Source organism: Longimicrobium sp. (genome assembly GCF_036387355.1).
Lineage (GTDB): Bacteria > Gemmatimonadota > Gemmatimonadetes > Longimicrobiales > Longimicrobiaceae > Longimicrobium.
The window spans coordinates 1-13101 of sequence record NZ_DASVTX010000109.1 but is presented as its reverse complement, the minus strand read 5'-3'; the positions used below and the strand labels follow the sequence as shown (position 1 = coordinate 13101).

11 protein-coding genes are annotated in these 13101 nt (G+C 70.3%); 6 read left to right on the top strand and 5 right to left on the bottom strand.

Translation table 11 applies throughout. The features are described 5' to 3' along the window. From VF665_RS05070 to VF665_RS05050, 5 genes are all read right to left on the bottom strand, one after another. A partial coding sequence (locus VF665_RS05070) for a transglycosylase domain-containing protein (RefSeq protein WP_331052329.1) occupies nt 1-1841 on the bottom strand: 1841 nt, incomplete at its 3' end. A gap of 102 nt (nt 1842-1943) precedes the next feature. After that, entirely contained in the window at nt 1944-2663 is a 720-nt protein-coding gene (locus tag VF665_RS05065; RefSeq protein WP_331052328.1) for an SDR family oxidoreductase, read from the bottom strand. A gap of 43 nt (nt 2664-2706) precedes the next feature. Next, nucleotides 2707-3039 carry a four helix bundle protein gene (locus tag VF665_RS05060; protein ID WP_331052327.1) on the bottom strand — a complete coding sequence of 111 codons (333 nt, stop codon included), beginning with the start codon at nt 3037-3039 and terminating at the stop codon, nt 2707-2709. Between the two features lie 116 nt (nt 3040-3155). Then, nucleotides 3156-4187, bottom strand: coding sequence for an NAD(P)/FAD-dependent oxidoreductase (locus VF665_RS05055; protein ID WP_331052326.1), 1032 nt, complete (start codon nt 4185-4187; stop codon nt 3156-3158). Between the two features lie 262 nt (nt 4188-4449). After that, entirely contained in the window at nt 4450-5526 is a 1077-nt protein-coding gene (locus VF665_RS05050; protein WP_331052325.1) for an AI-2E family transporter, read from the bottom strand. Between the two features lie 1046 nt (nt 5527-6572). Between VF665_RS05050 and VF665_RS05045 the strand changes: the two genes are divergently transcribed. The 6 genes from VF665_RS05045 (at nt 6573) to purL (ending at nt 12992) form a co-directional block, all read left to right on the top strand. After that, nucleotides 6573-7514, top strand: coding sequence for a phosphoribosylaminoimidazolesuccinocarboxamide synthase (locus VF665_RS05045; protein ID WP_349263102.1), 942 nt, complete (start codon nt 6573-6575; stop codon nt 7512-7514). After that, on the top strand, nt 7511-8389 hold the full coding sequence (gene pssA, locus VF665_RS05040; RefSeq protein WP_331052323.1) for a CDP-diacylglycerol--serine O-phosphatidyltransferase: 879 nt from the start codon (nt 7511-7513) through the stop codon (nt 8387-8389). Before VF665_RS05045 ends, pssA begins: the two co-directional genes overlap by 4 nt. Next, on the top strand, nt 8386-8649 hold the full coding sequence (gene purS / locus VF665_RS05035) for a phosphoribosylformylglycinamidine synthase subunit PurS (RefSeq protein ID WP_331052322.1): 264 nt from the start codon (nt 8386-8388) through the stop codon (nt 8647-8649). Before pssA ends, purS begins: the two co-directional genes overlap by 4 nt. Continuing rightward, on the top strand, nt 8646-9341 hold the full coding sequence (gene purQ, locus VF665_RS05030; RefSeq protein ID WP_331052321.1) for a phosphoribosylformylglycinamidine synthase subunit PurQ: 696 nt from the start codon (nt 8646-8648) through the stop codon (nt 9339-9341). The genes purS and purQ overlap by 4 nt, the downstream gene beginning before the upstream one ends. 277 nt (nt 9342-9618) lie before the next feature. Next, the gene (locus VF665_RS05025; protein WP_331052320.1) at nt 9619-10647 is read left to right on the top strand and encodes a hypothetical protein; all 1029 of its coding nucleotides are present in this window, start codon (nt 9619-9621) and stop codon (nt 10645-10647) included. 26 nt (nt 10648-10673) lie between these two features. Further along, on the top strand, nt 10674-12992 hold the full coding sequence (gene purL, locus VF665_RS05020) for a phosphoribosylformylglycinamidine synthase subunit PurL (RefSeq protein WP_331052319.1): 2319 nt from the start codon (nt 10674-10676) through the stop codon (nt 12990-12992). Nucleotides 12993-13101: the final 109 nt, after the last annotated feature.

The window sequence follows — 13101 nt, the reverse complement described above, 5'->3', positions numbered from 1 at the left end:
CGCTGCGGGCGGTCGAAGCCCAACCACACGCCCGCCACCAGGTCCGGCGTGGCGCCGACGAACCACACGTCCGCCGCCTCGTTGGTCGTTCCCGTCTTTCCCGCCGCGGGAATGGTGTACGGCAGACCGCCCGCCCCCCGCACGCCGCTGCCCGTGCCGCGGTTCACCACGTCCTGCATCAGCGAGTTGGTCATGAAGGCCACGGCGGGCGAAAGCACGTACCGCCGCGTGCGCCGCGCCTGCCACACCACCTTGCCCGTGGCGTCCTCGATCCGGCGGATGAGCTGCGGCTTGACGGCCGCGCCGCCGTTGGCGAACGGCGAGTAGCTGGCCACCAGCTCGATGGGAATGACCGACGCAGCGCCCAGGTAGGTGGACGGAAACGGCTTCACCTCCGTGGTGATCCCCAGCTCGTGCGCGGCGGCCACCACGCGCGTCGCGCCCACCCGCTCGCCCAGGACCACGGCGGCGCGGTTGGACGAGGTGCGCAGCGCGCCGCGCATGTCCATGGTCACCGAATCCGCCACGTGGTCGGCGGGATAGTAGCCGCCCTGCCCGCCCGCCGCGGCGCCCGGCCCCACCAGCGGCTCGGTGATGGGAATGCCCTGCGCGATTGCGGCGGAGTAGACGATGGGCTTGAAGGCGGACCCGGCCTGCCGGCGCGCCTGCGTGACCCGGTCGAACTGGCTGATGGCGTAGTCGCGGCCGCCCACCAGCGCGCGGACCTCGCCCGTTTCCGGGTTCATGGCCACGAACAGGCCCTGCAGGCAGCGCTCCGGGTTGTGGACGGTGGTTCCGCCGCACGACGGGCCGCGGAACCGGCCGTGAGCGCCGCGCTCCACCGCGCGGATCTGCTCGCGCAGCGCCACCTCCGCCGACCGCTGCAGGGCCGGGTCCAGCGCCGTGTACACGCGGTAGCCGCTCTGGTCGGCGTCGTTGCCAAAGCGGTCGCGCAGTTCCTTGCGGATGGCGGCGACGAAGTAGGGCGCGGTCCCCTTGGCCTCCGGCGGCGGCGCCAGCCCCAGCGGCTGCTCCCTGGCCGCTTCGGCCTCGGCGGCGGTGATGACGCCGGCCTCGGCCATGAGCCCCAGCACCACGTTGCGGCGCGAAACCACGGCGGAGGGGTTGCGGCGCGGATCGTAGAACGACGGGTTGCGCGGGATGGCGGCCAGCATGGCGGCCTGCGCGTCCGTCAACTTGGATGCGGACTTGCCGAAGTAGCCCTGCGACGCCGCTTCCACGCCGTACAGCCCGCCGCTCAGGTAGATCTGGTTGAGGTACATCTCCAGGATCTGGTCCTTGGAGAACTCCTTTTCAATCTGCCGGGCCAGGACGATCTCCCACATCTTGCGGCGCAGCGTCTTTTGCCGCTTGAGGTGCTGGGGAAACACGTTCCGCGCCAGCTGCATGGTGACGGTGCTGAAGCCCTGCGACCACCGCAGCGTGCGGACGTTGCGGGCCATGGCGCCGGCCAGGCGGCGCCAGTCCACGCCCTTGTGGCGGTAGAAGCGCTTGTCTTCCACGGCCAGAAAGGCGCCGGACACGTTGGCGGGAATGCGGTCCAGCGGAACGACGATGCGCCGCTCCGATCCCAGGTTGGCGATCAGGCGGCCGCCGCCGTCGTACACGCGGGTGGACTGGGGCGGCGTGTAGTCGCGCAGCGCCACGGGCGAGGGGCACCCGGAGCCGGAGCAGCGGGGCCACAGCCACACGAGCACGCCCGCGCCGGCGACGGCGCAGACCGCCCCCAGCACCAGCGCGATGCGCAGGGCCGTGGCGAGCGGCGAGCGGGCCGCGGCACCCTTGCGGGGCGCCCGGCGGGCGGGTTTGCGAGCAGCCATCTGCAATGGGGAAAACGGGATGCGAAACCGCCGGAGAGGCGTTCGTCGGTTCGTTCAGTACCGGGGCGCGGCGGGCGGTGTTCCGGCCCGCCGCGCTGCCACTCAGCCGCGCAGCAGCTTGCCGCCGTCCACGACCAGCGTTTCGCCGGTGACGAAGTCGGCCTGCAGAAGATACAACACGGCGCGCACCACGTCCCGGGGTGAGCCGTTGCGCTGCAGCGGCGCGGAGCGGGCCAGGCGCTCGATCTCCTCCTCGCTCATGCTCTCGGGCGGGAGCACGGCGCCGGGCGCGATGGCGTTCACGCGCACCTCGGGCGCCAGGCTGCGCGCGGCGACCTTCGTGAGCTGCACCACGCCCGCCTTGCTGATGGAGTGCGCGGCGTAGGCGGCCCACGGCTGCAGCCCGGCCAGGTCCGCCATGTTGATGACGGCGCCGCGGCGCTCACGCAGCGTGGGCGCGAGGTGGCGGATGAGGAAGAAGGGCGCGCGCAGGTTCACGCCCATCGTCTGCTCCCACAGCGCCTCGTCGGTATCCTCGAGCTTTTCGGACGGAAAGACGGACGCGCTGTTCACCAGCACGTCGATCCCCCCGAACGCCGCGACCGCCTCATCCGCCAGCCGCTTCACCTCCTCCGCGCGCGACAGGTCCGCGCCAATGATCCGCGCCTCCCCGCCCCGCTGGACGATCGCGTCGCGCAGTTCCTGCGCCGGCCCCGCGGACGAGTTGTAGTGGATGACGACGCGATAGCTGGCTTCTGCGAGCGCTTCGGTGATCGCGCGTCCGATGCGGACTGCGCCGCCGGTTACAAGTGCAACGGACATAAGGGAATAGGGAATAGGGAATAGGGAATAGGAACGGCGGTCGTCAGGAACTCAGGCGGGCGTGGAGGCGCGTGAGCATGCGGCCGATTTCGGTGACCAGGGAGAGAGTTGCGCCGGTCTGCTCTTCGGTGATGTAGCCCAGGCGGATGGCGAGCAGGAGAAAGGTTTCGGTTTCGTTGAGTGAGCCGCGGGCGATCGAGACAAAGTGCGCGTATTCGCGCCGTGTCGATCGCCCGTTGCCTTCGGCGAGATTAGCGGGGACGGAGGCTGCGGCTCGTGTCAGCTGTGACGTCAAACGGTAGAGCTCACTTTTCGGGAACCGATCTGAGAGGCGGTACACCTGCACCACCATGTCCATCGCCTTCTGCCAGACCACCAGATCCCGATGTGAGCTCGCCGTCATCTCACCGCGCCTCCCCCCGCGTCCATCCCCGCCTCCTGAGTGGTTGTCCCTGTCTGTTCCTATTCCCTATTCCCTATTCCCTGCCGTTCCTACTCCTCCCCGTCCTCCTGCTTGAACTGCTTCAGGTTCGTGGAGTGCCCCGGGCTTACGCGCGCCTTGGGGTTGATGTGGTGCACGGCGTTGTTCACCGCCACCGCCGCCTCACCGTACCCCGTGGCGATCAGTTCCAGCTTGCCGGGATAGTGCACCACGTCACCCGCCGAGTACACGCCGGGAATGTTGGTTTCCATCAGCTGGCTGACTTTGATGGTGTTGCGCTCCAGCTCCAGCCCCCACTTGCCGATGGGGCCCAGGTCCGGCTTGAAGCCGAGCAGCGCGATCACCGCCTCCACGTGCAGGTCCTCATCCTCGTTGGTGTCGTTGTTGAAGATGGTGACCCGCGCGATGCAGCCGTTCTCGCCGTGGATCTCGCGCATTTCGTACGGCGTCTTGATGGTCACCTCACCCTTTTCCGCCGCCTGCCGCATCTCCATCACGCTGCTGCGGTGCGCGCGGAACTCGTCGCGGCGGTGGATGACGGTCACTTCCTTCGCGATGCCGCGCAGCCCCAGCACCCAGTCCACCGCCGAGTCGCCGCCGCCCACGATGAGCACCCGCTTGCCGCGGAAGTCTTCCGGCTGGCGCACGTGCGTGTGCGCGCCGCCCGACTCGTTGTAGTGCTCCGTCCAACCCGGGCACTCCAGCACGCGCGGGTTCAGCGCGCCCTTGCCGGCGGTGATCACGACCGTCTTCGTCAAGAACTCGCCCCTGGGCGTCACCAGGCGGATGTGGCCGTCCTCGGGGATCAGCTGCTGCACCTCGGCCTCCAGCACCACGTCGGGGCCGAACTGCGTGCCCTGCTCGATCATGTTCTTGGCGAGGTCCTTGGCCAGGATCTTGGGCAGGCCGCCGACGTCGAAGATGTACTTTTCGGGATACAGCGCCATCAGCTGCCCGCCCAGCTGCGGCAGCGCGTCGATGATGCGGCAGCTTACGCCGCGCAGGCCGGCGTAGAAGGCGGCGAACAGCCCCGTGGGGCCCGCGCCGATGATGGTGATGTCCTTGATGGCGTCGTCGCTCACGCGCGGCTCCGGGATTTTTGGATCGGTGAATCGGCCCGCGGCGCGGCGCCGGCCCGGACTGCGGGCGCGTTCATATACCGGCGGCCGGGCGGGGACGCAAGCGGGAGGGGGGAGAAGTGCGGAGTGCGGAGTGCGGAGTGCGGAGTGCGGAGTGCGGAGTGCGGAGTGCGGAACGGCAGTACGAGAGTACGAAAGTACGAAAGTACGAAAGTACGAAAGTACGAAAGTGAGGGGACGGATGTGCCCGGGGCCGGGGCCTGGGTCAGGCAGAGTCCGGGGCCGGCGGCGGCTCGGGGGCGTGCGGGGTGGGGATGGACGAGTTGGTAACCGGCTGGGGCGGGGCCACGTCCGCGCCGGGCTCGCCGAACGCCAGGTCGCGGATGAGCACGGTGAGCGGCACGGCCAGGATTGCGCCCGTGGGGCCCAGCACCCAGGCCCAGAAGATCACGGAAAGGAAGCTCAGCAGCGCCGAAATCTGCATCTGGCGCCCCACGAACCGCGGCCCGATCACGTTGTCCAGCACGTTGTTGATGAGCTGATAACCCACGAACACGATCAGCGCGTCGCGCCACCCGCTCCCCACCAGCGCCAGCAGCGTGGGCGGGAGCAGCGAGAGGGTGAAGCCGATGTTGGGCACAAAGCTGAGCACGAAGGAAAGCACCGCCCACAGCAGCGCGTAGTCCACGCCCAGCACCATCAGCAGCACGTAGTTCAGCACGGCGGCGATCAGGCCCAGCACGGCGCGGACTCCCATGTAGCCGCGGATGGTACTGCTGAACTGCAGGAACTGCGCGGCCATGGGGCTGTGGTCGCGCGCGCCCGTCCGCGCCCGCCGCTCCAGCTGCCACATGCCGCCCAGCATGAAGGCGAAGATGAAGAAGGTGAGCGCCAGGCTGCTGAGCCCGCCCGCCACTCCCGTCGATGCGTTCAGCAGGGTGCGCCCCACCTCCGGGCCCTGGATGGCCCGCTCCAGGTACGCGCCCGCATCGATGCCGTACCCCGCCGCCATGCGCGACAGGGTGTTCAGCACACCCTCCAGTTCCGTGCGATACGTGGGGAACTCCACCGCGATCTGCCGCAGTGACACGCCCACGAAGGCGACCAGCAGCAGCCCGGTGAGCACCACTGCCAGCACCACGAGCGTGACGGCCAGCCCGCCCGCCATCCCCCACCGCCGAAGCCTGCGCGTCAGCGGCTGAAAGAGGAGGGCCAGAAAGCCCGCCATCAGCATGGGGTTCAGGATCCCCGACGCCGCGCGCATCCCCGCGATCAGAATGACGACGGACGCCGCGCCCAGCAGAAACGGAAGCGGGCTGCGGCGAATGGACGTGAGTTCCATGGAGGTGCGGCGGGGCGCGGGGCGGGATGGAATCGATGAACGGCGGGTCGCGCCACAACATGCGCGCGCCCGGCCGCCGTCGTCCAGAGCCGCGGCCCAGCCTCGTCCGACGGTGCCGGCGAACTCGCGCCGCGTGGCGCCGCTTCAGAGCATGTTGGCAATCAATGCCTGCCGATCACCCCGGCGCGTGGGCGTCATCCCGAGAGCGTGTTGAGAAACTGTGCCTGCCGATCACCCCCGCGTATGGACGTCATCCTGAGAGCGTGTTGAGAAACTGTGCCTGCCGATCACCCCGGCGTGTGGGCGTTATCCTGAGAGCGTGTTGAGAAACTGTGCCTGCCGATCACCCCGGCGTGTGGGCGTCATCCTGAGGGAGCAGCGCACCGCACCTTCCGCCGCGACGAGCCCTGTGCGACCGAAGGATCCCGGGCCGAAGCATTGGCGGGACCGCTGGCCGGCGCGGCGTGGCCCGGCCTCTCCGCGGCGCCCGCAGGGTCCGGGGCACGCCGCGCAGCCGGTCGTGCAGCGGATGCCGTGGCGCGGGATTCTTCAGTCGGCGCCAGAGTGCGAGGCGTCGGACAGCCCGCGCGGCGCCTCCTTCAGAATGACACTCACGCGCCGAGGCGTGAGGGCGAGAGAGTTGATCGCGGACGCCTTCTGGACGAGCTGAATCGCCGCCCAGGCACAAGCGGTTCCTCGGAGTGCTGATCGCGGCCCGGCGCACGGAAACATCGCCATCCCACGCTCCTCCGCGGCCTCCGTGCGAAACGGCAGTCGCACAGCCCGGTTGCCTCCACCGACGGCGCGCCGCCTTGGGCCTGAGATCGCCGCCGGCCTCGGTGACGGAAGAGCGTGGGGTACAGACGGACAGAGAAAAGCCGGAGATACAGAGGACGGCACAGGGCTCCTCTGTTTCTCTGGCCGTTCTCTGTTCCTCTGCAACATTCGCTGTTCAGCGATGTCTCCGCCGGTTGCCGCCCGGGGTAGCGGCGCGTAGTTTCCCCGCTTTCCGGGCCCGATCAAAGACTCGCGATGGAGCGCAGACCCTGACTGCCACTCTGGTCAGCACCGACCTTCCCTTTCCGCTGCTCGTGCGCGGCAAGGTCCGCGACGTGTACGACCTTGGCGACGCGCTGCTGATGGTGGCCACCGACCGCGTGAGCGCCTTCGACGTGGTGATGCCCGACCCCATCCCCCGCAAGGGCGAGGTGCTCACCTTGATCAGCGCGTGGTGGTTCGCGCGCACGGCGGACCTGGTGCCCAACCACGTCCTCAGCATCGATCCGGACGCCATCGCCGCGCGCTACCCCGCGCTGGCGGAAAGCCGCGGGCAGTGGGCGCGCCGGTCCATGCTGGTCCGCAAGCTCCGCCCGTTTCCCGTGGAGTGCGTGGTGCGCGGCTACCTGAGCGGCAGCGCGTGGAAGGAGTACCGGCTGACGGGCACCCTGGCCGGCGAGCCGCTCGCGGAGGGGCTGCGCGAATCCGGCCGGCTGGACCCGCCCGTGTTCAGCCCCGCCACCAAGGCCGAAACCGGGCACGACGAAAACATCCCCTTCGCCCGAATGCGCGAGATCGTCGGCGCGGAGCCGGCGGAGCGGCTGAAGGCGGCCTCGCTCGCCCTCTACGAACGCGGGCGGGACGTGGCGGCAAAGGCGGGGATCATCATCGCGGACACCAAGTTCGAGTTCGGCACGGACACCGACGGCTCCATCCGCGTGATGGACGAGGTGCTCACGCCGGACTCGTCCCGCTTCTGGCCCGCGGACAGCTACCAGGCCGGGCGCGGGCAGCCCTCGCTGGACAAGCAGCCCCTGCGCGACTGGCTGGAGGAGCTGGAGCGCGCCGGCGCGTGGAACAAGACGCCGCCCGGCCCGGCGCTGCCGCCCGAGGTGGTGGCCGAGACCTCGCGCCGCTACCAGGACGCCTTCCGCCGCATTACCGGCATGGCGCTGGACGACTTTCCCCTTACCGACCCCGAAGCGACGTGAACGCCCCCCAGCCGATTTCCCGGCGCCGCCGGCTGCGCCGCGGGGTGGTGATCCTCCCCAGCGCCTTTACCCTGGGCAACCTGTTCCTGGGGATCTGGGCCATCATTCACGCCAGCCGCGGCCAGTACGCCGAGGCGGGATGGATGATCGTGGGCGCCGCCATCATGGACCTGCTGGACGGCCGCATCGCCCGCTTTACCGCCACCGGAAGCGCGTTCGGCGAGGAGCTGGACTCGCTGGTGGACGCCATCAGCTTTGGCGTGGCGCCGGCCCTCATTGCCTACTTCGCGTTCTTTCGCGAGGGCGGCGAGTGGAGCTGGATCCTCTCGTTCCTGTACATCGTGGCCGCCGTCTTTCGCCTGGCGCGCTTCAACATCGAGCAGGCGGGAACGGCCAAGAGCGCGTTCCACGGCCTTCCCTCGCCCACGGCGGGCGCGTGCCTGGCCACGTACTTCGCCTTTACCCAGACGGCGTTCTGGGAGCGCTTTCTGCCGCACATCTCCATTCCGCGCACGGCCGGCTTTCTGATGCTGTTCGTGGGCGTGCTGATGGTGAGCAACGTGCTGTACCCGGTCGTCCCGCGGTTCAGCGTGCGCACCTGGGGCGGGCGCTTCGCCATCGTGCTGATGGTGGCGGCGCTGGTGTCGGCCTTCACCCATCCGGAGTACTTCTTCTTCCCCTTCTCCATCCTGTACATCACCTGGGGGCTGGTGCACTCGGTGTTCGCCGGGTTCCAGGACCGGCTGCCGGAGGGCGACCCGCTGGAGGACGAGGATCCGGAGGAGCAGCAGGCGCGGGAACTGGAGTACGAGGACATCCGCCCTCGCCGCGGAATGCGCGACGGCGCCCCTTCTGACGTTGAGGATCGAGCGTGACGGATTACCGGATCGAGGTTCGGGTGACGCCCCGGCGCGGCATCCTGGACCCCCAGGGCAAGGCGGTGGGCGGCGCGCTGGCGTCGCTGGGGTTCGACGGGGTGGACGAGGTGCACGTGGGCCGGCTGATCGTCTTTGGCCTGCGGGCGGGCGACGAGGGAGAGGCGCGCGAGCGGGTGGACGCCATGTGCCGCCAGCTGCTGGCCAACCCGGTGACGGAAGACTTCGCCGTGACGGTGGCGGCGGGGAGCGCGTCGTGAAGATCGGGGTGGTCACCTTTCCCGGCAGCAACTGCGACTACGACTGCTATCGCGCATCGCGGGAGGTGCTGGATGCGGAAACGGTGTATCTGTGGCACAAGGACCACGACCTGCAGGGCGTGGACGCCATCTTTCTCCCCGGCGGCTTCAGCTACGGCGACTACCTGCGCTGCGGCGCCATCGCCGCCAAGAGCCCCATCATGCGCGAGGTGATCGCGTTCGCGGAGGCGGGCGGTCCTGTGGCGGGGATCTGCAACGGGTTCCAGATCCTGTGCGAGAGCGGGCTGCTCCCCGGCGCGCTGATCCGCAACCGCTCGCTCAAGTTCCGCTCGCGCCCCGTGTACCTGCGCGTGGAGCGCGCGGAGCCGCCCTTCGCCAGCGACTACGCCCCCGGCCAGGTGCTCCGCGTCCCCATCGCCCACGGCGAAGGCTGCTACACCGCCGACGACCGCACGCTGGACGAGCTGGAGGCGGAGGGGCGCGTGGCGTTCCGCTACTGCGACGCCGAAGGGAACGTGACCGCCGGCGCCAACCCGAATGGCAGCGCGCGCAACATCGCGGGGATCGTGAACGCGGCCGGGAACGTGCTGGGCATGATGCCGCACCCGGAGCGCGCGGTGGATCCGCTGCTGGGCGCCACGGACGGGGTGGGGCTGTTTACATCGATCGCGGGGCATCTGGCGGGAAGGTGAACAGCAGTACCAAGTGCTCAGTGCCAAGTGCCAAGTGCCCGGCACGGACGCGGATTGCCGGACCTGCTTCGGAGATGAGGAGCCCGGCACCTCGGCACGGGGCACCCGCCCCTGGGCAATTTCCCCTGGGCACCGGGCTCTTGAACCTGGGCACTGGGCACTTGAACCTGGGCACTTTCCACAGCCGGCGGCGGACAGCCACGGAGGCTGGAGACGGGAAGGCCGTACCTGGGCACTTGAACCTGGGCACTGAGCACTTTTCACACAGGAGTGCCGGATGAACAACATGATTCGCTTCGCGCTGCTGGCGGCGGTGGTGGCCGCGGTGCCTGCGTCGGCGCAGGCCGTGATCTCGCGCGGAATGACGCAGGAGCAGGTGCGCGCCGCGTTCGGCGCGCCGGCCACCACGCGCGAGTCCGGCGAGTGGACGTACTGGTACTACCTGAACGGGTGCGCGGTGCGCTGCGGCTCCGACGACGTCGTCTTCTTTCGCGACGACCGCGTGGTGGCGGCCGTCCTTCGCACCCGGCGGCGCACCATTACCGGCCCCCGCGCTGATGACGCGCTGGAGCAGGCCGGCGGCGGCGAGCAGACCGGCTCCGTGGCCGCGGACGGCAGCGGCCGCGTGGTGGTGGGCGGGCTGCAGGTGAACGGCGCCCCCGCCGCCACGGAGCGCACCCAGGTGATCGTGGTTCCCGGCGACGCGCGCCGGAGCGAGGACACCGGCGTGACCGCGCGCGAGGCCCGCCCCGGCGAGGCGCCCACCGTCGTCATCGGCGCGACGGCGGCGCAGAACGCGCCGGGCGGCGTGTCCAACGGCACCACCGTCTTCCCCCGCGCGGGGGCCCCGGCCACGGGCGCCACGGTGACGGGAACGGTGCGCGCCGCGGAGCCGACCTCCATTGACCGCGCCAGCCAGCGCCTGGCCGAGGACCGGGCCAACGAGGAAAGCTCCATCGACCGCGCCGCCCGCCGCCGGGCGGAGGACCGCGCCAACGAGGAATCGTCCGTGGACCGCGCCGCGCGGCGTGACGCGGAGGAGCGCGGCATCGACCCCACCGCCGTGGAGCGCGCCCGCATCAACGGGGCGACGGCGCAGCCCGCGGCCGCGTCGCCCACGGTGGTTCCGACCCCCGCGCCCACGCCCGAGCCGGCGCCCCGCGTGGCCCCGCCTGCCGCCGCGCCCGTGGTGCGCACGCAGGCGCAGCCGGCCCCGCAGCCCCCCGCGCCGCGTGCCGCCGCGCCGCGCGCGAACCCCAACCTGGCCGCGGGCTGGGTGGAGCGCATCACCGGCCGCGCGCCCTGAATCATCCACTCTCGCTGGAGACCGACGTGCCCGTTCAGCCCCGCCCCGGAGACCCGGCCATCACCCCCGAACTGGTGGTCGAGCACGGGATCAGCGACTACGAATACTCGCTGATTCTCGACATCCTGGGCCGCGAGCCCACCTACACCGAGCTGGGCGTGTTCAGCGCGATGTGGTCGGAGCACTGCGGATACAAGAACAGCCGCCCCCTCCTGCGCAAGCTGCCCACCACCGCGCCCTGGGTGCTGCAGGGGCCGGGGGAGAACGCCGGCGTCATCGACGTGGGCGACGGGCTGGCCGTGGCGTTCAAGATCGAATCGCACAACCACCCCAGCGCGGTGGAGCCGTACCAGGGCGCCGCCACGGGCGTGGGCGGCATTCTTCGCGACGTGTTCACCATGGGCGCGCGCCCCATCGCCGTGCTCAACTCCCTGCGCTTCGGCGAGATCGACGGCGCGGAGGGCGACCGGGTGCGCTACCTGGTCGGCGGCGTGGTCAAGGGAATCGGCGACTACGGCAACTGCGTCGGCATTCCCACGGTGGGCGGCGAGGTGTACTTCGACGCGGCGTACGAGGGCAATCCGCTCGTCAACGCCATGGCCATCGGCCTGATGAAGACGGACGAGCTGATCCGCGGCGTGGCGTCCGGCGTCGGCAATCCCATCATGGCCGTCGGGTCGAAGACGGGGCGCGACGGCATTCACGGCGCCACGTTCGCCAGCGCGGAGCTGAGCGAGGAGAGCGAGGCCAAGCGGCCCATGGTGCAGGTGGGCGACCCGTTCACGGAAAAGCTTCTTCTGGAAGCGTCGCTGGAGCTGATCCGCTCGGGCCACATCGTCGGCATTCAGGACATGGGCGCGGCGGGGCTGGTGTCGTCGTCCACGGAGATGGCGGCGCGCGGCGGTACCGGCGTGGACATCGAGATCACGACGGTCCCTGTCCGCGAGCGCGGGATGACGCCGTACGAGATCCTGCTGAGCGAAACGCAGGAACGCATGCTCGTCGTCGCGCACGAAGGGCGTGAGGAGGACGTGCGCGCCATCCTGGGCCGGTGGGACCTGGACGCCGAGGTGATCGGCCACGTGACGGACACGGGTCGCTACGTGATTCGCGAAAACGGGATTGTGGTCGTCGACATCCCCGGCGAGCCGCTGGTGGACGCCTGCCCCACCTACACCCGCGAAGGGGTGGAAAGCGCCGAGATCACGGCGCTGCGCGCGGAAGACGTGTCCGCAATCCCGCCGCGCGCGGAGGAGGCGGACCCCACCTGGACGCTGCGCGCGCTGCTGGACTCGCCCACCATCGCCAGCAAGCGCTGGGTGTACGAGCAGTACGACAGCACCGTCCGCACCAACACCGTCGTCGGTCCCGGGAGCGACGCCGCCGTCCTTCGCCTGCGGGGGACGAAGCGCGGCATCGCGGCCACGGTGGACTGCAACTCCCGCTACGTGTTCCTGAACCCGTACCGCGGCGGGCAGATCGCCGTGGCGGAGGCCGCGCGCAACCTGGCGTGCAGCGGCGCCCTGCCCCGCGCGGTGACGGACAACCTGAACTTCGGCAATCCGCTCAAGCCGGAGGTGTACCACCAGCTCAGCGAGTCGCTGCGCGGCATCGGCGAGGCGTGCACCGCCTTTCAGACGCCCATCACGGGCGGCAACGTGAGCCTGTACAACGAGAACCCGCGCGGCGCCATCTACCCCACGCCCACCATCGGCATGGTGGGCGTGATCGACGACATCGACCGGGTGATGACGGCGCCGTTCCGCGGCGAGGGCGACGCGGTCGTTCTGCTGGGCCGCAACACCGCGGAGCTGGGCGGGAGCGAGTACCTCAAGGTCGTGCACGGACGCGTGGCGGGGGACGCGCCCGCGCTGGACCTGGACGGCGAAAACCGGCTGCGCGCCGCCGTGCTGGCCATGATCGGCGGCGGGTTGCTCCGCTCCGCGCACGACACGGCGGAGGGCGGGCTGGCCGTCGCCCTCGCGGAGTGCGCCATCGCCGATCCCGCCGCGCCGCTGGGAGTGGAGGTGGAGCTGCATGACGACCTGCCCCCCAACGCGCTGCTGTTCGGGGAGGCGCAGGGTCGCGTGGTGGTGAGCTGCGAGGCGGGCGGGGTGGATGCGGTGCTCGCGATGGCGGAGCGGCACGGCGTGCCGGCCAGGCGGATCGGCACGGTGGGCGCGCCGTTCGGCACGTTCGCCATCCGCACGTCGATGGGAACGGTGGAAGCCGCGGCGGGCGAGCTGGCGGAGATCTACGAGCGCGCCATCCCCCGGCGCATGGACGGCACACCGGCGGACGTGGAAACGTCGCTGGAGTCGATGGTGCAGAACGGGATGGAGTAGAGGGCCCCTCCCCCGGCCCCCATAGGCGTTAACTTAAAGGATTGCAGCCCGCGTGATAACCGATTATCGTGGACTGCATGCGAATGGATACTCTTGGCGAAGAGTGGAG